Origin of the sequence: Kitasatospora sp. NPDC048540, from assembly GCF_040651175.1 — a bacterium.
In the GTDB taxonomy this organism is placed as follows: Bacteria; Actinomycetota; Actinomycetes; order Streptomycetales; family Streptomycetaceae; genus Kitasatospora.
On the sequence record NZ_JBEZIR010000025.1, the window covers coordinates 65,239 to 86,258 of the forward strand.

The 21,020-nt window shown below is 73.0% G+C and carries 19 protein-coding genes; 10 read left to right on the forward strand and 9 right to left on the reverse strand.

From position 1 onward, the window contains the following. Positions 1–29: 29 nt before the first annotated feature. Together AB0D08_RS13060 and AB0D08_RS13065 are read left to right on the forward strand one after the other, a co-directional pair. Positions 30–332 (forward strand): exodeoxyribonuclease VII small subunit, encoded by a 303-nt coding sequence (locus AB0D08_RS13060; protein ID WP_082526412.1) that lies wholly within the window; start codon positions 30–32, stop codon positions 330–332. A 143-nt stretch (positions 333–475) separates the two neighbouring features. After that, positions 476–1,069 (forward strand): malonic semialdehyde reductase, encoded by a 594-nt coding sequence (locus AB0D08_RS13065; RefSeq protein WP_033819742.1) that lies wholly within the window; start codon positions 476–478, stop codon positions 1,067–1,069. A gap of 91 nt (positions 1,070–1,160) precedes the next feature. On the opposite strand, the gene AB0D08_RS13070 is transcribed toward AB0D08_RS13065, so the two are convergent. After that, positions 1,161–1,682 (reverse strand): DUF4245 domain-containing protein, encoded by a 522-nt coding sequence (locus AB0D08_RS13070; RefSeq protein WP_233288989.1) that lies wholly within the window; start codon positions 1,680–1,682, stop codon positions 1,161–1,163. Between the two features lie 205 nt (positions 1,683–1,887). Here AB0D08_RS13070 and glpX point away from each other — a divergent pair, with 205 nt between their 5' ends. After that, positions 1,888–2,928 carry a class II fructose-bisphosphatase gene (gene glpX, locus AB0D08_RS13075; protein WP_033819740.1) on the forward strand — a complete coding sequence of 347 codons (1,041 nt, stop codon included), beginning with the start codon at positions 1,888–1,890 and terminating at the stop codon, positions 2,926–2,928. A gap of 61 nt (positions 2,929–2,989) precedes the next feature. On the opposite strand, the gene AB0D08_RS13080 is transcribed toward glpX, so the two are convergent. Next, entirely contained in the window at positions 2,990–3,295 is a 306-nt protein-coding gene (locus AB0D08_RS13080; protein WP_149038069.1) for a WhiB family transcriptional regulator, read from the reverse strand. Positions 3,296–3,641: 346 nt separating this feature from the next. Further along, positions 3,642–4,325: a DUF1707 domain-containing protein gene (locus tag AB0D08_RS13085; protein ID WP_359888398.1), complete on the reverse strand. Its 684-nt coding sequence runs from the start codon at positions 4,323–4,325 to the stop codon at positions 3,642–3,644. A gap of 205 nt (positions 4,326–4,530) precedes the next feature. Here AB0D08_RS13085 and AB0D08_RS13090 point away from each other — a divergent pair, with 205 nt between their 5' ends. Then, on the forward strand, positions 4,531–6,198 hold the full coding sequence (locus AB0D08_RS13090; RefSeq protein ID WP_033819737.1) for a fumarate hydratase: 1,668 nt from the start codon (positions 4,531–4,533) through the stop codon (positions 6,196–6,198). Between the two features lie 144 nt (positions 6,199–6,342). Here AB0D08_RS13090 and AB0D08_RS13095 read toward each other — a convergent pair whose 3' ends face one another. Then, positions 6,343–6,573, reverse strand: coding sequence for a hypothetical protein (locus tag AB0D08_RS13095; RefSeq protein ID WP_359888378.1), 231 nt, complete (start codon positions 6,571–6,573; stop codon positions 6,343–6,345). Positions 6,574–6,791: 218 nt separating this feature from the next. Here AB0D08_RS13095 and AB0D08_RS13100 point away from each other — a divergent pair, with 218 nt between their 5' ends. The 4 genes from AB0D08_RS13100 to AB0D08_RS13115 all read left to right on the forward strand — a co-directional run bounded on the left by AB0D08_RS13100 (position 6,792) and on the right by AB0D08_RS13115 (position 13,672). Then, positions 6,792–9,767, forward strand: coding sequence for an AfsR/SARP family transcriptional regulator (locus tag AB0D08_RS13100; RefSeq protein ID WP_033819735.1), 2,976 nt, complete (start codon positions 6,792–6,794; stop codon positions 9,765–9,767). Positions 9,768–10,361: 594 nt separating this feature from the next. Continuing rightward, positions 10,362–11,012, forward strand: coding sequence for a class I SAM-dependent methyltransferase (locus tag AB0D08_RS13105; protein WP_359888401.1), 651 nt, complete (start codon positions 10,362–10,364; stop codon positions 11,010–11,012). Between the two features lie 38 nt (positions 11,013–11,050). Then, the gene (locus tag AB0D08_RS13110; RefSeq protein WP_359888381.1) at positions 11,051–12,835 is read left to right on the forward strand and encodes a SpoIIE family protein phosphatase; all 1,785 of its coding nucleotides are present in this window, start codon (positions 11,051–11,053) and stop codon (positions 12,833–12,835) included. A gap of 171 nt (positions 12,836–13,006) precedes the next feature. After that, complete coding sequence (locus AB0D08_RS13115; RefSeq protein ID WP_033819734.1) at positions 13,007–13,672, forward strand: hypothetical protein; 666 nt, start codon at positions 13,007–13,009, stop codon at positions 13,670–13,672. On the opposite strand, the gene AB0D08_RS13120 is transcribed toward AB0D08_RS13115, so the two are convergent. The 3 genes from AB0D08_RS13120 to AB0D08_RS13130 are packed head-to-tail and all read right to left on the reverse strand — an operon-like array spanning position 13,655 to position 16,426. Continuing rightward, positions 13,655–14,389 carry an HNH endonuclease gene (locus AB0D08_RS13120; RefSeq protein ID WP_199520302.1) on the reverse strand — a complete coding sequence of 245 codons (735 nt, stop codon included), beginning with the start codon at positions 14,387–14,389 and terminating at the stop codon, positions 13,655–13,657. The two genes, AB0D08_RS13115 and AB0D08_RS13120, sit on opposite strands and share 18 nt — an antisense overlap. Beyond that, complete coding sequence (locus tag AB0D08_RS13125; protein ID WP_033819733.1) at positions 14,386–15,429, reverse strand: AAA family ATPase; 1,044 nt, start codon at positions 15,427–15,429, stop codon at positions 14,386–14,388. The genes AB0D08_RS13120 and AB0D08_RS13125 overlap by 4 nt, the downstream gene beginning before the upstream one ends. A 46-nt stretch (positions 15,430–15,475) precedes the next feature. After that, the gene (locus AB0D08_RS13130) at positions 15,476–16,426 is read right to left on the reverse strand and encodes a LysR substrate-binding domain-containing protein (RefSeq protein ID WP_233288988.1); all 951 of its coding nucleotides are present in this window, start codon (positions 16,424–16,426) and stop codon (positions 15,476–15,478) included. Between the two features lie 199 nt (positions 16,427–16,625). On the opposite strand from AB0D08_RS13130, the gene AB0D08_RS13135 reads away from it, so the two are divergent. Continuing rightward, positions 16,626–17,177: a peroxiredoxin gene (locus AB0D08_RS13135; protein WP_033819747.1), complete on the forward strand. Its 552-nt coding sequence runs from the start codon at positions 16,626–16,628 to the stop codon at positions 17,175–17,177. 3 nt (positions 17,178–17,180) lie between these two features. Continuing rightward, the gene (locus AB0D08_RS13140; RefSeq protein ID WP_359888385.1) at positions 17,181–17,717 is read left to right on the forward strand and encodes an alkyl hydroperoxide reductase; all 537 of its coding nucleotides are present in this window, start codon (positions 17,181–17,183) and stop codon (positions 17,715–17,717) included. A gap of 83 nt (positions 17,718–17,800) precedes the next feature. On the opposite strand, the gene AB0D08_RS13145 is transcribed toward AB0D08_RS13140, so the two are convergent. Together AB0D08_RS13145 and AB0D08_RS13150 are read right to left on the reverse strand one after the other, a co-directional pair. Beyond that, a complete protein-coding gene (locus AB0D08_RS13145) occupies positions 17,801–19,285 on the reverse strand; it encodes an AI-2E family transporter (RefSeq protein ID WP_359888388.1) in 1,485 nt (494 codons plus the stop codon). 476 nt (positions 19,286–19,761) lie between these two features. Next, a complete protein-coding gene (locus AB0D08_RS13150; protein ID WP_033823084.1) occupies positions 19,762–20,445 on the reverse strand; it encodes a transglycosylase SLT domain-containing protein in 684 nt (227 codons plus the stop codon). Positions 20,446–21,020: the final 575 nt, after the last annotated feature.

Consider the following 21,020-nt stretch of genomic DNA (forward strand, 5'->3'; position numbering starts at 1 on the left):
TTGTCGGCGCGAACCCCTACGCTGGCGCCATGGCAGATCAGCGGGCAGCAGACCAGCAGGCGGACCGGCGGGCGGATCGGCCGGCGGACGGCCGGGCGCCGGATGCGGACGCGGCCGGCGCCGACGACGGCCTGGGGTACGAGCAGGCCCGGGACGCGCTGCTGGACGTGGTGCGCAGGCTGGAGAGCGGCGGCATCCCGCTGGAGGAGTCGCTGGCGCTGTGGGAGCGCGGCGAGCAGCTGGCCAAGGTCTGCCAGCGCTGGCTGGACGGCGCGCGGGCCCGGCTGGACGCGGCGCTGGCGGTCGAGGAGGGCCCCGAGGACGGGGAGTGACGCCGGGCAGTAACGCCGGCAGGTGACGGATGTCACATCGGGCGGATGGAATTGTTTAACATTCACAGACTGTTGGGGACTACCGCACGGCGCACCGCGTCGGGCCGCTTCCCCGAACCCCTGTGATCAAGGTAGGACCAGACATGACCCTGGCTCTCGACGCCGCCGCCCAGGACCTGCTCTTCCGCGAGGCCCGCACCGCCAACACCTTCACCGACGAGCCGGTGAGCGACGAGCAGATCCAGGCCATCTACGACCTGGTCAAGTTCGCGCCGACCGCGATGAACCAGCAGCCGCTGCGGATCACCCTGGTCCGCTCCCCCGAGGCCCGCGAGCGCCTGGTCAACCTGATGTCGGACGGCAACAAGGCCAAGACCGCCAGCGCCCCGCTGGTCGCGATCCTGGCCGCGGACAACGAGTTCCACCACGAGCTGCCGGCCCTGTTCCCGCACTTCCCGCAGGCCAAGGACGTCGTCTTCGCCGAGCGCCCGGCCCGTGAGGCCTCCGCCGCGATGAACGCCACCCTGCAGGCCGCGTACTTCATCATCGGCGTGCGCGCCGCCGGCCTGGCCGCCGGCCCGATGCTCGGCTACGACGCCGCGGGCATCAACAAGGAGTTCTTCGCGGACGGCGAGCACTCGGTCGTCACCGTGATCAACATCGGCAAGCCGGGCGAGGACGCCTGGTACCCGCGCGGCCCGCGCCTGGCCTACGAGGACGTCGTCACCACCGTCTGACCCGGCCGCCGCCGCGGGCAGCGGCGGTACGACGAAGGGCCCCCGGTTCCCCCGGGGGCCCTTCGCGCGTTCACCCGGGCGCCCGGCCCGGCTACTTCAGCGCCTGGGCGAGCTGCGCCAGCTCGTCGTACGAGGCACTGCCGGTGACCACCGTGGTCGCGGTGCCGTCCTGCCGGGTGAGGCCGCGGTAGTGGGTGCCCTGGTACCGCTCCCAGTCCTGGCCCGCCACCGGGGCACTGCCGTCGGCGGCGCCGCCGGGGACCACGTCGGCCAGCACGTCGGCCTTGGCCGCGTTGCTCTGCTCCACCGCCGCGTACTCGCCGGAGGGGGTCACGAAACCCAGGTGCCAGACGTTGTGGCCGCTCTTGTCCTTGCGGTACTCCACCGAGGTGGCCCGCCACCGGTCGGACAGCCCCTGCGGCCCGAGCACCGGGTACGGCGCCGCGCGCTTCGCCGACGCCAGCGCCGAGCGGTAGTCGACCTGGTGGACGCCGTCGCCCCCGTCGTGCGGAATGAAGAGGTAGCCGACCGCCACCACGCCACCGACCGCCAGCATCGACAGGACCATGTCCCGCACCGACTGCCGGCTTCTCATGCTGCTCTTGCCTGCCACCCACCCATGGTGACCCATCACGGGCGCACCACTGTCACCCGGGGTCCCCGCCGGCCCCTCGGGCGCCCGTAGTCGCAGGTCGGCGGGAGGTGCGCCACAGACACCCGTCCGGGGGACAGATACGATCGCACCACCCTCACCACGGCGTTCGACGCAGGCAGTAGTCGAGCGCTCACTGGCCGTCGCGTACAGAGAGGTAACGACGATGACCACGCAGTACTCGCACAACCTGCCCAGCGCCCTGGAGGTGGCCCCCGAGGCTCCCGACCGGAACCTCGCGCTGGAGCTCGTCCGGGTCACCGAGGCCGCCGCCATGGCGGCCGGCCGCTGGGTCGGCCGCGGCGACAAGAACGGCGCCGACGGCGCCGCCGTGAAGGCCATGCGCACGCTCGTCTCGACCGTCTCGATGAACGGCGTGGTCGTCATCGGAGAGGGCGAGAAGGACGAGGCCCCGATGCTGTACAACGGCGAGCGGGTCGGCGACGGCACCGGCGCCGAGTGCGACGTCGCCGTGGACCCGGTGGACGGCACCACGCTGACCGCCAAGGGCATGAACAACGCGGTGGCCGTGCTCGCGGTCGCCGACCGCGGCACCATGTTCGACCCCAGCGCCGTGTTCTACATGGACAAGCTGGTGGCCGGCCCCGAGGCCGCCGACTTCGTCGACATCACCGCCCCCGCGGCGGTCAACATCCGCCGGGTCGCCAAGGCCAAGGGCAGCGCCGTCGAGGACGTCACCGTGGTGGTCCTGGACCGCCCGCGCCACGACGGCCTGGTCCGGGAGATCCGCGAGGCGGGCGCCCGGATCAAGTTCATCTCGGACGGCGACGTGGCCGGCGCCATCATGGCCGCCCGCGAGGGCACCGGCGTCGACCTGCTGATGGGCATCGGCGGCACCCCCGAGGGCATCATCGCGGCCTGCGCCATGAAGTGCATGGGCGGCGTGATCCAGGGCCGGCTGTGGCCCAAGGACGAGGCCGAGCGCCGCAAGGCCCTGGACGCCGGGCACGACCTGGACCGGGTGCTGTCCACCGACGACCTGGTCAGCGGCGAGAACGTGTTCTTCGTCGCCACCGGCATCACCGACGGCGAACTGCTGCGCGGCGTCCACTACCGCCAGGAGACCGCCACCACCAGCTCGCTGGTGATGCGCTCGAAGAGCGGCACGATCCGCCAGATCGACTCCACCCACAAGCTCTCCAAGCTGCGGGCGTACAGCGCGATCGACTTCGACCGGGCCAACTGACGGCTCCCGGCGCACGGTTGCGGCGGCTCCCCGGTGCACCGGGGGGCCGCCGCAGCCGCGTTCAGCCGGCTATCCGGCGCTCCACCCCGACCCGCCGGGCCTCGCGCAGCTCGCCGTCCCGGCGCCGCCGGCGGCTCAGCACCACCCGGCGCTCGGCCGCCGTCAGCCCGCCCCACACGCCGTACGGCTCCGGTTGGGCCAGCGCGTGCTCCCGGCACTCCAGCAGCACCGGGCAGCGGGCACAGACCCGCTTGGCCTGCTCCTCGCGGGCGAGGCGGGCCGCGGTCGGCTCCTTGGACGGCGCGAAGAACAGCCCCGCCTCGTCACTGCGGCAGCCCGCCCCGGTGTGCCAGGGATTGTCGTCCAGGTGGCCCGGCTGCTGCCCCGCCGGGGCCGACGGACTGCGGCGGGCGGCGACGGCACCGGGGGCGGTGGACTCGATCGGATGCAGCACGGCGTACTCCTGACCAGGCTCAAGACTCGGGGGGGAAGGCTCGCGCCCCTGTCCGGCTGCCCCGCGCTCACCCCGCCGCGGCGTCGGCACGCCGACGCCCGGGATCACAGCCTCACAGGAACGATGTGCGAGGGGAACTACCCCGCCACCGCCCGATTCATGCACAGCGCACGCAACCGACCACGGTCTGCACTCATGGCAACGCCCGGTGCCAACCCGGCAGTTGACGCTCCACCCGGCTCCCGGGAGCGGGCCGCGGTCAGCCGTCGAGCTGCTTGCGCACCCACTCCTTGAGCTTCTTGCCACGCCGCGGCCGCGCCTCGCAGCCGCCGAACACCGCCGCGCCTTTCACCCGCACCACCGGGGCGTACGGGTCGGCCGCGGTCTGCTCCTTGACGTCGAAACCGCCGAAGATCCCGACGCCGCCGCCGTGCAGGCTGACGTTCTCCGGGACCTTGATGTCCACCCCGCCGAAGATCGCGGTCACCTCGATCACCACCTCCGGCGACTCGAAGACCGCGTCGGTCAGGTCGATCTCCACGCCGCCGAACACCGCGATCGCCCGCAGGTGCCCGCCCACCCGCCAGCGGCCCTTGCGGCTGGCCCCGCCGAAGATCGCGACCATCGACGGCGACTCGGTCCGGGCCGGCGGCCGCGGCGCACCTTGCGGCCGGGCGGCCTCGCCCAGCGGCGGCTTCTCCATCGAGATCCGCGACGGCGCGGGCAGGTCCCTGGTCAGCGGGGCCAGCTCGCCGAAGGTCTTGGCGCTGTAGGCCGCCTCGATCCGCTCGGCGTGCTCCTCCACCGAGAGCCGGCCCTCGGCATAGGCGTCCCGCAGCAGCTCGGCGACCACCTCGCGGTCGGCATCCGAGGCGCGCAGTTCGGCCTCGGCGACCGGGTCCGCCTCGGCACGGGCCGGGGGCGCCGGCTCGGCCTTCTTCATGGGTACGGGCTGGTGCTCCGGGGCGTCCTGCGACGGCGAGTTGTCCACGGGGAAAGACTAGCCAGTCGACCCCGTGCCGAACGAGAGTTTCATTCGTCCGCGTGACTCCGGTCACGCAGGCTGACCTTCGCTCGGGCCCCCGGGCCGCTGCGCCTACCCTGGAGGGTGCTTCGTCGACGCAGCCGAAAGACTTGAGGACCTCGCCATGGCCGCCACGCCAGAGTTCGCCTACCGTGACCTGCTCCCGATCGGTGCGGACACCACGCCGTACCGCAAGATCACCTCGGAGGGCGTGTCCACCTTCGAGGCGGACGGCCGCACCTTCCTGAAGGTCGAGCCGGAGGCCCTGCGTCGGCTGACCGCCGAGGCCATGCACGACATCTCGCACTACCTGCGCCCGGCCCACCTGGCCCAGCTGCGCCGCATCCTGGACGACCCGGAGGCCAGCCCCAACGACCGGTTCGTGGCGCTGGACCTGCTGAAGAACGTCAACATCTCGGCCGGCGGCATCCTGCCGATGTGCCAGGACACCGGCACCGCCATCGTGATGGGCAAGCGCGGCCAGAACGTGCTGACCGAGGGCGGCGACGAGGCGGCCATCGCGCGCGGCGTCTTCGACGCGTACACGAAGCTGAACCTGCGGTACTCGCAGATGGCCCCGGTCACCATGTGGGACGAGAAGAACACCGGCAACAACCTGCCGGCCCAGATCGAGCTGTACGCCACCGACGGCGGCGCGTACAAGTTCCTGTTCATGGCCAAGGGCGGCGGCAGCGCCAACAAGTCGTACCTGTACCAGGAGACCAAGGCGATCCTCAACGAGGACTCGATGCTCGCCTTCCTCGAGCAGAAGATCCGTTCGCTGGGCACCGCGGCCTGCCCGCCGTACCACCTGGCGATCGTGGTCGGCGGCACCAGCGCCGAGTTCGCCCTGAAGACCGCCAAGTACGCCTCCGCGCACTACCTGGACGAGCTGCCCACCTCCGGTGACGCCGCCACCGGGCACGGCTTCCGCGACCTGGAGCTGGAGCAGAAGGTCACCGAGCTGACCCAGAAGATCGGCATCGGCGCGCAGTTCGGCGGCAAGTACTTCTGCCACGACGTCCGGGTGATCCGGCTGCCGCGGCACGGCGCCTCGCTGCCGGTCGCGATGGCCGTCTCCTGCTCCGCCGACCGCCAGGCGCTGGGCAAGATCACCGCCGAGGGGATCTTCCTGGAGCAGCTGGAGACCGACCCGGCCAAGTACCTGCCGGACACCACCGACGAGCACCTCGACGACGAGGTGGTCCGGATCGACCTGAACCAGCCGATGGCCGACGTCCGGGCGCAGCTGGCCAAGTACCCGGTGAAGACCCGCCTCTCGCTCAGCGGCACCCTGGTGGTGGCCCGCGACATCGCCCACGCCAAGATCAAGGAGCGGCTGGACCGCGGCGAGGGCATGCCCCAGTATCTGAAGGACCACCCGGTGTACTACGCCGGCCCCGCCAAGACCCCCGAGGGCTTCGCCTCCGGTTCGTTCGGGCCCACCACGGCCGGGCGGATGGACTCCTACGTGGACCAGTTCCAGGCGGCGGGCGGCTCGATGGTGATGCTCGCCAAGGGCAACCGCTCCAAGCAGGTCACCAAGGCCTGCCACGAGCACGGCGGCTTCTACCTCGGCTCGATCGGCGGCCCGGCCGCCCGGCTCGCCCAGGACTGCATCAAGAAGGTCGAGGTGCTGGAGTACCCGGAGCTCGGCATGGAGGCGGTCTGGCGGATCGAGGTCGAGGACTTCCCGGCCTTCATCGTGGTCGACGACAAGGGCAACGACTTCTTCGCCGAGGTGACGGACGGGCCGCTGATCACCAGCCTGCGCGTCCGCTCCGCGGAGTAGCGGGCGCGGTCGCTCCGCGGAGTAGCGGGCACAACCGCTCCGCGGAGTGGACGGGCCCATCCGCAGCCGATCCCTGCCGAACGTTCGGCAGGGATCGGGTTTCGGACGAAACGCAAGGGGCCGGCGGACTCACGGCCCCGCGGATCAGGGGTGGTTGGTGATGCTGCCGAGCGGTTCGAAGACCTCGCCCGGCTTGCTCTTCACGGCCACCGGGGCCGGCTCCGGCTCGGCCGCCGGCTCGTCCTCACCGAGGGCGTCGAGAACCTCCAGAAGCGGCTGGGCGTCCTCGGCCTGCAGAGTGTGCTCGGCGGGCGCGTTCGCGGGGTGGGGCTCGGAAATCTCCGGCGCGGTGGCCGTGTTCTCGTTGTCAGCCATGAAATGACCGCCTTTCAGCTCTGGGGATACTGCCGTCCCGGCCGCACGGGCCAGGGCGCCCGGACAGTATCCTAGGGACCGTTAAATGTCTTATAAACACTCTGAGGCCTGTCCACTTCTCCAACGTTTGCGCGCTTCGCTTTAGGCTGGCGCCTCACTGTCGACCGGGGCGAGCAGCAGCTTCGGAACGGCAACGACAAGTCCAGCGGGGGACCTCCATGGAGCATCAGGAGAGGCAGCACACCGACGCGTTGCGCTTCCAGGTGCTCGGCCCGGTACAGGCGTGGCGGGACGGCCAGGCGCTCTCGCTCGGTTCGCCGCAGCAGCAGGCCGTCCTGGTGGCGCTCCTGCTCGGCCACGGTCGTCCGGTGACCACCCAGGAACTGGTGGACGGGCTCTGGGGCGACCGTCCCCCGCCGCAGGCGGTGGCCGCGCTGCGGACGTACGTCTCCCGGCTGCGCAGCGTCATCGAGCCGCACCGCGCGGTGCGCAGACCCGCCGAGATCCTGATCTCGGTGAGCGACGGATACGCGCTGCGGATTCCTCCTGAATCACTCGATCTGTCGATATTTGACGTTATGTTCGCGGATGCCGCCGCCGCTCGGGCGGCCGGACAGTTCCGTGAGTCGCACCGCCTCCTGGTCTCCGCACTCGCGCTCTGGAGCGGCCGACCGCTGGCGGGTATCCCGGGGCAATACGCCGAGTCCCAGCGCACCCGGCTCGCCGAGCGCCAGGTGGGCGCACAGGAGGAGCGCTGCGCGGCGGCCCTGGAGGTCGGCCTGCACGCCGAGGTGGTCTCGGAACTGAGCTCGCTGGCGGCCGAACACCCGCTCCGGGAACGGCTGCGCGAGCTGCTGATGCTCGCCCTCTACCGCTGCGGCCGCCAGGCCGAATCGCTCGGTGTCTACGCCGACACCCGCAAGCTGCTGATCGACGAGCTCGGGGTCGAGCCCGGGTCGAGCCTGGCCACCATGCAGTCCCGGATCCTGGCCGCCGATCCCGCGCTGATGCCGGCCACCCTGGTGGAGTCCCGGCCCGCGGACTCCGACGACGCCGCCGTCTTCGTCCCGCCGGCCCAGCTGCCCGCCGACGTCTCGGACTTCAGCGGCCGGGCCGAACTGGTCGGCGAACTCCAGGAGGTGCTGCGCGGCGGGTCCGGCCAGGCGGTCGTGGTGACCTCTTTGGCCGGGATCGGCGGCGTCGGCAAGACCACCCTCGCGGTCCACGTCGCCCACGGTCTGCGGACCGAGTTCCCGGACGGCCAGCTCTACGTCGACCTGCGCGGCGCCGGCGCGGCGCCCGCGGACCCGGCCGCCGTACTCGGCGACTTCCTCTACGCGCTGGGCGCCGCCGAGACGCCCGACTCCATCGAGCAGCGCGCCGCGCTCTACCGCTCCCTGCTGGCCGACCGGCGGATGCTGATCCTGCTGGACAACGCCCGCGACGCCCGGCAGCTCACCCCGCTCATCCCCGGGGTGTCCGGCAGCGCGGTGCTGGTCACCAGCAGGTCGCGGCTGGCCGAGCTGCCCGGCGCCCACCTGGTGGACGTCGAGGAGCTGCCCCCGGGCGAGGCCCTGGCGCTGTTCTCGGCGATCGTCGGCGAGCGACGGGTGGCGGCCGAACCCGAGGCCGCCCTCGCCGTGGTCACCGCCTGCGGGTTCCTGCCGCTCGCGGTGCGGATCGCCGCCGCCCGGCTGGCCAGCCGCCCCCGGTGGAGCGTGTCGGACCTGGCCCGGCGGTTAGCGGACCAGCGGCGTCGTCTCCACGAGCTGCAGCTGGGCAACCTCGCGGTGGAGACCACCATCGGCCTCGGCTACGGGCAGCTGCGCACCGAGGAGGCGCGGGCGTTCCGGCTGCTGTCCCTGGTGGACGCGCCCGATCTGCCGCTGCCCGCCGTCGCCGCGCTGCTCGGCACGGACGAGCAGCGGGCCGAGGGGCTCGCCGAGGCCCTGGTCGAGGCCAACATGCTGGAGTGCTTCACCCCCGGCCGCTACCGCTACCACGACCTGCTGCGGCTGTTCGCCCAGCGGCAGAACGAGCTGGCCGAGAGCGCCGACCAACAGGCGGCGCTGGTCCGGCTGCTGGACCTCGTCCTCGCCACCTTGCGCAACGCCGCCCACGCCATCGAACCCGACGACGTCCTGCCCGAACCGCTCCACCAGAGCAGCTCGAACGGGCTGTCCTTCGAGGACAGCCCGGCGGCACAGACCTGGCTGCGCGCCGAGGTGGCCCTGGTGCTGAGCGCGGTGGAGGCCGCCGTCCAGGACCGCGGGGAGCTGCTACGGCCCGCCGTCGACCTGCTGCTGGTCCTCAACACGCTGGTCGAGGATCCGACGCACGGGCAGCGGATCCGGGTCGCACTGCGCCGCGCCGACGAGAACCCCGGCTCCAAGCAGGACACCGCGGTGCTGGCCCGGATCCGGTTCGCGCAGGGCTTCCTGCAGCACGTGGCGGGCGAGTTCCAGCACGCCGAGATGTCGCTGCGCGAGAGCCTGGGCCTGCTGCCCGAGGCCGACACCACCCAGCTCCGCAGCTCGGTCGCCAACCTGCTGGCCGTGGTGCTGAGCCTGGCCGACCGGTCGGCGGAGGCGCTCCCGTTCTTCGAGCAGGCGCACGCGATCAGCCGCCGGCTCGGAGCCGCCATCGGTGAGGCCAGGCTGCTCGGCAACATCGCCCGTGCGCAGTTGGGGCTCGGCCGGGACGAAGAAGCCGTCCGCTCGGCGTGCACGGCCGTCGAGGCGGCCCGGCTCTCCGGCAATGCGCCGTGCCTCGCGGACACCCTGTACCAGCTCGGTGTGGTGCTGCGCTCGACCGGTTCGCCGGCCGAGGCCGCGGGCCATCTGCGGGAGGCGCACCAGCTGTACCGGTCGCAGCAGCACCGGATCTGGGAGGGCTACTCGCTCGCGCGGCTGGCCGCCTGTCTGAGCAGTGCCGGGCTGTACCCGGAGGCGGCCGAGGCGGCCGAGGAGTCGTTGCTGATCGCGCAGGAGATCGATGCCGCGTACTGCCAGGGCCTGGCCGACGCCGCGCTGGGCGAGGCCCTCCTGAAGCTGGGTCAGCCTGCGCGCGGGCTGGCCTGTCTTCAGGAGGCGCACTCGATCTTCACGCGGCTCGGTGTGCCGGAGGCTCTCCCCGTGCAGAGCCTCATCGACGTGCAACAGCACACCGAGCCCCTCGCACCCCCCGCGCCGTGACCCGTCCCCCAACGGGTGCATCCCCCAGCGTGAGCGTTCCCGCAGCCCCCCGGCTGCGGGAACGCTGTGCGCTTCCCCGGCGCTGACCAGAACTCTGCCAGGTCCCGATTGACATCCGATAAACGGCCCGGCGCCCCCGCATCGCCGCAGGTCAGCCGCGCCACGGTGCGCGCCATGCGGCGTGCGGCCCGGCCCTGCACCACCCCGGGCACACCCGAGTGCTTCCGCCACGCGGCGATATTCACCCCCTCGGGCACGAGTTGGCCGGAAAGGGACCCCATCGCGCAGTGATCACGCATATTCTCGAAGGCCGGTGCACGCACCGACCGGCCCGCGCGGGCCGGTCCACAGGAGTGGACGCGGCAGGTGGACGCGTCGGTACGGGACCGGGGTGGTGCACACGGGGAGTGGGACGGCCGCCGCGGGCAGGGGCAGTCGGCCGGTCGGCGGCCAGGGTGGAAAGGTGCCTTGCGAATCGTGACGACCGGACAGATATCGGACCCCGCCCAGGGCCATGGCCCGACCTCCGCGACCGCGGCCTCCCGGGAGGCCGCCCGGCTCTGCCGCCGCCGCGCCGAACGCGCCCTTCAGGCACTGGCCTTCGACTCCATCGGAACCCGCTACGGCGAGGTGTTCCCGGCGAAATCCGGCCAGCTGGCGTGCGGCGAATGGCTGCTGGACGAGCTGGAGCCCGGCGCCCGGGTGCTCGACATCGGCTGCGGCACCGGCGAGCCGACGCTCCGCCAGCTGGCCGACGGCGGACTGGCGATGACCGGCATCGACCTCTCCGACGGCATGCTGCGGCTGGCCCGGCAGGCGGTACCGCAGGCCGCGTTCCACCGGATCGACATGTACGACCTGGCCACCGAGCGGGCCGGACGGGCCTGGGCCGCACCGGCGCTGGGCCCGGCGGGCGCGGGCGGCTTCGCCGCCGCCACCGCGTTCTTCTCGCTGATCCTGCTCCCCCAGGACGAGATCCCGGTGGTGCTCGGCCGGATCCGCGAACTGCTGCGCCCCGGCGGGCTGCTGGCACTCGGCATGGTCGAGGCGGACCTCGACCACGCCCCGATCCCCTTCCTCGGCCACGAGCTGAGGATCAGCGGCTACCTACGGGAGGACCTCGCGCAGGCCCTCGCCGCGGCCGGCTTCGCGGTGGAGTCGGGTTCCGGCCATCCGTACGCACCGGCCAGCACCACCCTGCCCCCCGAGGAGCAGCTGTTCCTGCGATGCCGGCGAGTCAGCTGACCAGTCCTCCTCCTCGACACCTCCAGAACGGGCGGCCCGTGCGCGACCATCCGACCCCCACCGCGGCGCAGCCGCCGGCCGTCCCCGTCCAGCGGCACCCGCCACCACCCCAGGACCCGCCGGACCAGCCGGACAGGCCGGCCGACCGGCCGGACGGACCGGCGGACCGGCTGCTGCTGGCCGAGCGGCTCGCCTACCTGGACGGCGCCGCCCGCCGGATCAACAGCTCGCTCGACCTGCCCGCCACCCTGCGCGACCTCGGCCGGGTGCTGGTGCCCGCGCTCGCGGACGCGGCCGTGGTGCTGCTGCGCGACCCGCTGCCCGAGGTGGACCGCGACCCCGGGATCCCCACCTCGCTGCTGATCCACCACACCCAGGGCACCCGGCTCGGCCGTGGCTGCGGACCGCGTCCGGTCCGTCCCGGCGGCCCGCTCGCCCGGGCGCTGGCCCTCCCGGCACCGGTGGGGCCGATGGTCCTCGGTGCGGCCCCGGCGGGCCCGCGCCACCCGCTGCCGGCCGAGCTGCTCGGCGGGCGCACCCTCGGCCGGCTGCGTCCCGGCACCGCGCTGCTGGCGCTGCCGCTGCGCGGCCGCAAGTCGGTCCTCGGCATGCTGCTGCTGATCCGGCGGCCCCGGCAGGACAAGCCGGCCCGCTTCGACGCCGCCGACACCGCGACCGCCGGCCATCTGGCCACCCAGGCCGGGCTGGCGGTGGACACCGCCCTGCGGTACTCCCGCGAGTGGGAGATCGCCGACGAGTTGCAGCGCTCGATGCTGCCGGCGCACCTGCCGCAGCCGCACGGCGTCCGCCTCGCGCACCGCTACCTGCCCGGTGAGAGCGGCGCCCAGGTCGGCGGCGACTGGTACGACTCGATCCCGCTGCCCGGCAACCGGGTCGCCCTGATCGTCGGCGACGTGATGGGCCACTCGCTCACCTCGGCCGCCATCATGGGCCAGCTGCGCACCAGCGCCCAGACCCTGGCCGGCCTGGACCTGCCGCCGCACGAGGTGCTGTACCACCTGGACGAGCAGGCGCAGCGGCTCGGCCAGGAGCAGCACCTGGCCACCTGCGTGTACGCGGTCTACGACCCGATCGCCAACCGGGTGGTGCTGGCCAACGCGGGCCACGTACCGCCGGTGCTGGTCCAGCCGGACGGCCGCAGCGAACTGCTCGACCTGCCGTCGGGGGCGCCGATCGGCGTCGGCGGGGTCGACTTCTCCTCGGTGGAGCTGCCGGCGCCGCCCGGCTCGGCGCTGCTGCTGTTCACCGACGGCCTGGTGGAGTCCCGGCGGCGTCCGCTGTCGACCGGCCTGGAGCTGCTGCGCAGCCGGCTGGCCTCGACCCACCGGCACACGCCCGAGCAGCTCTGCCAGGAGGCGCTGCGGATCCTGCCGCCCGGGGACCGCGGCGACGACATCGCGTTGCTGGCGGCCGCCTTCGACGGCATCCCGGCCGAGGACGTGGCGTACTGGTTCCTCCAGCCGCGGCACGAGACGCCGAGCCGGGCCCGTCGGCTCGCCTCGCACGCGCTGCGCCGCTGGGGTCTGGAGGGGCTGGCGGAGAGCACCGAGCTGATGGTCAGTGAGCTGGTGACCAATGCGATCCAGCACGCCACCCGCCCGGTGACGCTGCGGCTGGTGCGGACCTCGCTGCTGCGCTGCGAGGTCGGCGACGACAACGCGGCGCTGCCGCGGCCTCGCCGGGCGGGGCCGCAGGACGAGCGCGGCCGCGGGCTGCAGATAGTGGCCCGGTGCGCGGACCGCTGGGGTGCGACCCGGCTCGGGGCCGGCAAGGTCGTGTGGTTCGAGCAGCGGCTGCCGTAGCCCGTCCGCGTCCGGATTCCCGGCCCGGCGTTTGCTCCACCGGTTGGTGCACGATCCGGCGCCGGAACGGGTAAGGGGAACATGCCGGTCCGGTACGGAGCGTCGCAGGTCATGGTTCCGTCCTGCCGTACCGATGGGAACCGTGGAGCGGCGGCGAGGACTGGAGCCAGGGTGAGCCGAGCAGACGGAACGGGCGCAGCGGACGGCGGGAGCGGAACGGACCGTCAGGGCGGGCCGGGGGCTCCCTGTCCCCACCACCACCCGGGCGCGGAGCAGGACGGGCACCACGACCACCACTGCGGCCCGCACGACCACTGCGGCCCGGGCGACCACTGCGGGCACGGCGACCATGGTGGCCAAGGCGGGCTGCACGAGCACGGCGAGCATCCCGATTCGGACGCCGCCAAGGTCGCCGTCCACCTCGGGCTGGGCTCCGGGTTGAGCATCGAGGCCGAGATGCACACCGCGGGCAGCAGCGGCCCGTTGCTGCCCGCGGCCTTCGCCATCCTGATCGTCAGCCTCGCGCACCTGTGCCTGGCGGTCGGGATGGCGGCGGCCGCGGTCTGGGCCGGCGCCCCCGACTACCTGTGCGTGGTGGCCGGTGCGGCGGGGCTGGGGGTGGCCTGGCTGCTCACCCGCGACACCTTGCAGGCGGCGGGCACCGTACCGCTGCCGCCGGAGCCCCGGCCCGACCCGGAGCCCGGGCAGGCGGAAGCCTCCGTCCTGCCGGCACCGAGGACGGCGGCGCAGGCGGCGGCGCAGGATGCCGCGCCCGACCCCGGCACCGGCCTCGCCTCCGGCCCCGGCCCCGATCCCGGGTCAGCCGAACTCCCGTGAGACCTTGACCAGCTGTTCCAGCGCGAGCAGCACCTGCGGCCCCAGCACCGCCTCGGCGAGGGCCGGCCGGTGCCGCAGCCGGAGCACGGCGCGCAGCACGTCGGCGTGGTTGAGCAGGCGCAGCGCGTCCAGGTACTCGCCGGCCTCGGCGGGGGCGCCGGCCTGGTGGCTGCGGTGCCAGGCCGCCAGGACCGCCTTCACCACCGTGAACATCATCCGGCGGCCGCGGACCAGTTCGGCCCGGGAGTTGAGGGCGAACACGTCGATGGTCGCCTCGCCCTTGGGTGTGAGCGGGTCGTACGCGCCGGACTCCAGGTAGAGCATCAGGTGGTCGGCCGGGTCCTCGCGGGAGGGGTCGACCAGCAGGTGTGCGCCGGTGACCGGGTCGAGCGGGAAGCGGTCCCGTTTGTGGTTGCTGTTGCAGTGGGCGCAGGCGAGCAGGTGGTTCTGCCAGTCGAAGGTGCGCAGCGGGGCCCGGGCGATCGGCTCGAAGTGGTCGATGTCGGTGCCCAGGTTGTCCCCGCAGTACATGCACCGCTCGAGGCCGGGCGCCATCTGCCGGAGCATCAGGCGCAGCTGGGCCTTGGGCTGGCGGGCGTTGCGCCAGGCGGCGCGGCCGGTGGCGGTGGTGGGTCCGGCGGTGTCGATCGCCCGGGTGCGGCGCTCCAGTTCGGCCAGCAGGGCGGGCCTGAGCGGCGGCCGCTGGAGCGGGATCACCGGTCCCGGCCGAGCAGGCGGGCGGTGGCCTCGTCGGCCCGGGCGGTGAGCGAGCTGTTGAGCTTGGCGCCGAGTTCGCGGTACTCGGCGAGTTCGGCGGCCGAGGCGTCGCCCGCGTAGAGCTTGCGCTCGAGGCGGACCAGCAGCCGGCGTTCGGCCTCGGCGGCGGGCGAGTAGGCGCTGGTGAGGCCGAACAGTTCGGACAGTGCGGTGTCGTCGCCGCTGCCGTAGAGGACCCGCTGGTGCAGGTCCTCGCCGAGCAGCCGGGGGCCGGCGGGTTCGTCGTCGGGGCCGGCCAGCCGGATCAGCGCGCCGGGGTCGGCGGCCTGGCAGACGTACGGGCTGTGGGTGGCCACGATGAACTGGACCTGCGGGAAGTGGGTGGTGAGCCAGGTGCCGATCCGCTGCTGCCAGACCGGGTGCAGGTGGCTGTCGACGTCGTCGATCAGCACGGTGGCGCGGACCGGCAGGGTGGGGACGCCGTCGACGTCCTCGGGGCGGGTGCGGCGGGTGACGGCGGCCAGTTCGGTGACCAGGGCGGTCAGCCGGGCGACGCCGTCGCCGAGTTCGGCGAGCGGCAGGGCGAGGCCGGCGCGGCGGACCCAGGGCGTTTCGGTGTGTGCGGGGTCGAGCCGCCAGCCGTCCGGCAGCAGGCCGTCCTCGACCAGGGCGGCGGCGGCACCGCGGATCGGGGCGGCCGCGGGGGGCCGGGTCGGCCCGAAGTAGCGGTGGCGGGCGGAGAGCGGTCCGCTGCGTTCGGCCCTCGGTACGGCGCCGGTGATCCGCCAGGTGGCGCCGCCGTTGAGTTCCACGGCTCCGCCGGGGTGGCCGGCGGCCAGCCAGCGATCGGCGGCCACCGCGGGGTGGGCGCCGAGGGCCAGGGCGACGGCCTGCAGCAGGGTGGTCTTGCCGGAGCCGCCCGGCCCGGCGAGGACGGTCCAGCCGGCCGCCGTACCATCCGGCCGGGCGAGGTCGAGGTCGACCTCGCGCGGACCGCTGAAGCACTTCAGGCCGGACACCTTGATCCGGGAGACGTCCACGGCACCCCCTCAGGCTGGAACCACCCATCCAGGTATGCCCGGTGGATCACTCCACGATGCGCACCGGGAGCTCCCGCAGCACTTCGCGCAGTTCGGCGGCGAAGCGGTCGTACTCGGCGGAGCGGGCCGAGCCGGCCCGGGTGGCGAGGCCGATCCGGCGGCCGGGGGCGGGGTCGGCGAAGCGGACGGTGGCGAGCCGGTCGGTACGGCCGGCCTCGACGTCCAGGGCGGTGGCGGGCAGCAGGGTGACGCCGAGTCCGCCGGCCACCAGCTGGACCAGGGTGGACAGGCCGGCCGCCCGGGTGGAGCCGCCGCCGGGGTCGGCGCCGATCTCGCGGCAGATGTCGAGTGCCTGGTCGCGCAGGCAGTGGCCCTCCTCCAGCAGCAGCACGTCGAGGTCGAGCAGCACGTCGCGGGCCACGTCGCGGCGGCCGGCCAGCTCGTGGGAGGGCGGGGTGACCAGGACGAAGTCCTCTTCGAAGAGCGGGATGTCGTGGGTCGGGGCGGCGCCGCCGGTGGGCAGCGCGAGCAGCAGCAGGTCGAGCCGGCCGGTGGCCAGGCCCTCCTGGAGCGAGGGGGTGCGCTCCTCGTGGACGTGCAGTTCGAGGTCGGGGTGGCTGCTGCGGACCAGCCGGAGCACGGCGGGCAGCAGGTACGGTGCGACGGTCGGGATCACGCCGAGGTGGAGCGGTCCGGTGAACGGCCGGCGGGCCGCCTCGACCTCCTCGGTCAGTGCGTGCAGGGAGGACAGCACCCGGCGTGCGTGCCCGGCGACGCGCTCCCCCAGCGGGGTGATGATGACTCTCCGTGTCGTACGCTCCACCAGCTGGGCCCCGAGCGCCTCCTCCAGCGCGGCGACGGCGCCGGACAGCGCGGGCTGGCTGGCGCCGATGGCGGCGGCGGCCTCCCGGAAGTGCCGGTGCTCGGCCACGGCCAGGAAGGACCGCAGCTGGGCGACGGTGGGGGTGCGCGGGGAACGGGGTGTGGTGATCGACACACCGGGGTCGGGTTTGCGGGAGCGGTCCGTGCGGGGGGCCGGGCGATGAGTACTGATAGCTCTCTCCGATCAGATGCATCGAGTCTAGCTATTTCCCTGATCAGTGCCGGTTGTGTAACCCTGGAACGCGTCCGAAACCGTCGAATCACAGGCAGATCGGACGAAAACCCCTCGATTTCTCACACCAGGAGAAGTGAACGTGCTCACGATCGGTGACAAGTTCCCCGAGTTCGACCTCAAGGCCTGCGTCGACCTCGACCCCGCGAGCGCCTTCGCCGACATCAACCACAAGTCCTACGAGGGCAAGTGGAAGATCGTCTTCTTCTGGCCGATGGACTTCACCTTCGTCTGCCCGACCGAGATCGCCGCGTTCGGCAAGCTGAACGAGGAGTTCGCCGACCGCGACGCCCAGATCCTGGGTGTCTCCGGCGACTCGGAGTTCGTCCACCACGCCTGGCGCAAGGACCACAAGGACCTGCGCGACCTGCCCTTCCCGATGCTGGCCGACGTCAAGCACGAGCTGATGCAGGACTGCGGCGTCGAGGCCGCGGACGGCACCGCCCAGCGCGCCGTCTTCATCGTGGACCCGAACAACGAGATCCAGTTCGTCATGGTGACCGCCGGCTCCGTCGGCCGTAACCCCAAGGAGGTCCTGCGGGTGCTGGACGCCCTGCAGACCGACGAGCTGTGCCCCTGCAACTGGACCAAGGGCGAGGACACCCTCGACGCCCAGGCCCTGCTGGCCGGCTGACCGATGGCCCTCGACGAACTGAAGGCCGCCCTCCCGGACTACGCCAAGGACCTCAAGCTCAACCTGAGCGCGGTCATCGGCAACTCCGACCTCCCCGCCCAGCAGCTCTGGGGCACGGTGCTGGCCTGCGCGATGGCCACCCGCTCCCCCTCGGTGCTGCGCGAGCTGGAGCCCGAGGCCAAGGCGAGCCTCAAGCCGGAGGCGTACAACGCCGCCAAGGGCGCCGCCGCCGTCATGGGGATGAACAACGTCTACTACCGGACCCTGCACCTGCTCTCCGACAAGGAGTACAGCAGCATGCGGGCCGGTCTGCGGATGAACATCATCGGCACCCCGGGCGTCGAGAAGGCCGACTTCGAGCTCTGGTGCTTCGCGGTCTCCGCGATCAACGGCTGCGGCCAGTGCCTCGACTCGCACGAGGCCGTGCTGCGCAAGGCCGGCGTCGAGCGCGAGGTCATCCAGGCCTCCATGAAGATCGCCGCGGTCGTCCAGGCCGTGGCCGCCACCCTCGACTCCGAGGCAGTGCTGGCCGCGCTCTGAGCGCACCGCGGGATCGACACCGCAGGACAGAACGAGGGGCCCCGCCGGACGGCGGGGCCCCTCGGGCGTTCGGCGGGCCGGGCTCAGCCGGTGGTGGCGGGCGCGCCCTCGGCCTCCGCCTCCGCCTCGGCCTCGGCCTCGGCCGCCTCCCGGGCGGCCTCCAGGGCCACGAAGACCTCCAGGCCCGCCGCGTTGCGCCGGCGCAGGTGCCCGACCACCGTGTTGGTGACCGCGATCAGCGGCACCGCGACGATCGCCCCGGCGATCCCGCCGACGATCGAGCCCGCCGCGACGCCGAGCACCACACCCAGCGGGTGCACCCGCACGGCCCGGCCGAGGATCAGCGGCTGCAGGATGTGGCCCTCGATCTGCTGCACCGCGACCAGCACCACCAGCACCATCAGCGCGGTGAACGGCCCCACCGTGACCAGCGCGATCAGCACCGCGATGGTGCCGGTGACCAGCGCGCCGACCAGCGGCACGAAGGCCCCGAGGAAGATGATCACGGCCAGCGGCAGCGCCAGCGGCACCCCGAGCAGCTGGATGCCGATGCCGATGCAGAGCGCGTCGATGAAGGCGACGAAGACGGTCCCGCGCACGTACGCCGTCAGCGTGGCCCACGCCTTCGGGCCGGCCCCCGCCATCGCGTACCGGGAGCGGCTGGGCAGGCCGCGCAGCGCCCAGCCCCAGATCCGGGCGCCGTCGTAGAGCAGGAAGAAGGTGGTGAAGGCGGCCAGCACCACCCCGGTCAGCACCTCGACGGCGATGGTCACACCGGTGAAGCCGGCCGAGGTGATCTGCTCCGAGTTGGTACCGATCGCCGTGGAGATCTGCCGGGCGAAGTCCTCGATCTGCTGCTGGGTCAGGTGCAGCGGGCCGTCCACCAGCCAGTCGCGCAGCTGGTTGACACCGGCCTGCACCTTGCGGGTGACCGACTCCAGGTTGGTGCTCACCTGCCACACCACGAACCAGCCGACCAGGCCGATGCCGGCGATGCCGCTGAGGAAGGTGCCCGCCGCCGCCAGCGAACGCGGCACCCCCAGCCGCCGCAGCCAGGAGACCGTCGGCTCGAGCAGCGCGGAGATCAGCAGGGCGGCCAGCACCGCGAAGGCGACCAGCCGCAGCATGTCGACGACCCGGAAGAGCACGTACAGGGCGACCCCGAGCAGCAGCAGCCGCCAGGTCGACTCCGCCGCCACCCGCAGCCCCCACGGCACCGCCTCCACCGGGTCGGCCGGGCGGCCGGGCGGGAAGCCCCGCGGGTGGGCGGCGCGCGGCCGGACCTCGGCCGGGCGGGGCGCCGGGACCCGGCCGCCCTCCCGGGCCACCGGTCCGGCGGCCGGCCCACCGACGGCCTCCTGCGGCTGCGGCCCGGCCGCCGGCGCGAGGACGTGCAGCCCCGGCTCCACGGTCCGCAGTTCGCCGAGCGCGGCGGCCGCCACCAGGGCCGCCTCGGTGGCGGCCTCCGCCGCGGCCGCCCGTCGGCGGCGTTCGAGCGCCGCCAGTACGCCGGCGGTCACCGCACCGGCCTTGGCCAGTCCCTTCCACGCCTTCGAGTCCCGCGCCATCCCCGCTACCTGCTCCCCGGTAGGTCACCGTGCCGTGGGCCCGCCACGATCGTCCGGGACGACGCTACCTGCCCGCCCGCCGCCCGGTCTGCCGGGCCCGCCAGCAGGAACCGGCCACTCCCGGGGGCGAAAAGGGTCGAACAGGTACGAACCATCTGGTTTCACCCCGCGAGGAGCGGGGAGGAGACCGGTACCACCGGACCAACTGCCGGCGGACCGGCCGGGGCCGGAGACACCAGGACCCTCTCCGGCTCCCCGCGTCCGCACAGGACCGCACCGCCCGTGAGCGCACTGGTCAGCGCCGCCCGGGCGATGCGGCCCGCCCGCAGCCGGTCCGGCACCCACAGCGGGCCCGCCGCCTCGCGGCACGACGAGAGCCCCCCGCCACTCGGGCGGGGGGCTCTCGGTACGACACGACCGGTGGTGTCCCGGACCAGTGGTGACCGGTCCCGGGGACGTCCACGGACCAGTGGTGTCTAGTACCAGTGGTGCGACTGCCAGAACGACCAGGCGCCGCAGGGGCTGCCGTAGCGGCTGTTCATGTAGTTCAGGCCCCACTTGATCTGGGTCGCGGGGTTGGTCCGCCAGTCGGCGCCGGCCGAGGCCATCTTCGAGCCGGGCAGCGCCTGGACCAGGCCGTAGGCACCGGAGGAGGCATTGGTGGCGGTGTAGTTCCAGCCGCTCTCGCGCTTAACGATCTGGCTGAAGCACTGGAACTGCGAGTCGTCGCCGATGATCTGGAGCGCCATCTCCTGGACGGAGCCGGGGCTGACGGCGGCCAGCGTGGTGCGAGCCTTGTCGCGGTTGGCGGCCTCCTCGTCTGCCTTGCGCTTGTCGTCGGCAGCCTTGGCGGCAGCCTTCTCGGCGTCGGCCTTGGCCTGCGCGTCGGCGGCGGCCTTCTGGCGCGCGGCCTCCTCGGCGGCCTTCTTGGCAGCCGCGTCGGCCGACACCTGCTGGGCGTTGGCCTGCTCGCTGAAGTTGTCGCTGACGGTCTGCGCCTGGGCACCCGAGGGAACGTCGGCGAGCAGCGTGGCGCTCGCGACATCGACCGTCGTGACGGCCTTGCCCTCGCTGCCCGAGGCCGCACCAACGACGGCACCGACAGCGGTGACCGCGGTGGCTGAGGCCACAGCGACTCCCCGGACCGAGATCCGAGTCACATGGTTTCCTTCCAGCGTCGCCCACGCGTGACCGTGCGGGCGCAATCTGCCCCTTGGCGCTGGCCTCCGCCCCTGCTCTGGTCACGGGAGGCACTGGCCCGGCACCGGCCCGAGAGACTCGGAACGGCGAACGGATCGGGCGGCGTACGACTCATCGGTGTTCAGTTCTGTGCCCGCCAACCGGAGTTGCCGAGCCGTGGGTTCTGCCGTACGCGGGGCCTGACAGAACCCTCACCATGCCGCACCGGGCCATGTCTACGCAATTCCCGGTTGCGTGGCGCATCTCACAATCTTCGCGGGCGCCGAGTTCTGCCGATCCATGGACAAGGCGCCGTCAGTTGTGATGGCAGGCAAGGGGCCTGTCGCTCGGCGACAGGCCCCTTCATGGTGGATTGTCTGATTTTGTCCTGGGCGTTTTCGTACCGTTCGTACCCGCCGTTCAGACGGTCGGCGCACCCGGTGGGGTCAGGGGCCGACGTCCTCCAGCATCTCGGTCACCAGTGCGGCGATCGGCGAACGCTCGGAGCGGGTCAGCGTGATGTGGGCGAACAGCGGGTGCCCCTTCAGCTTCTCCA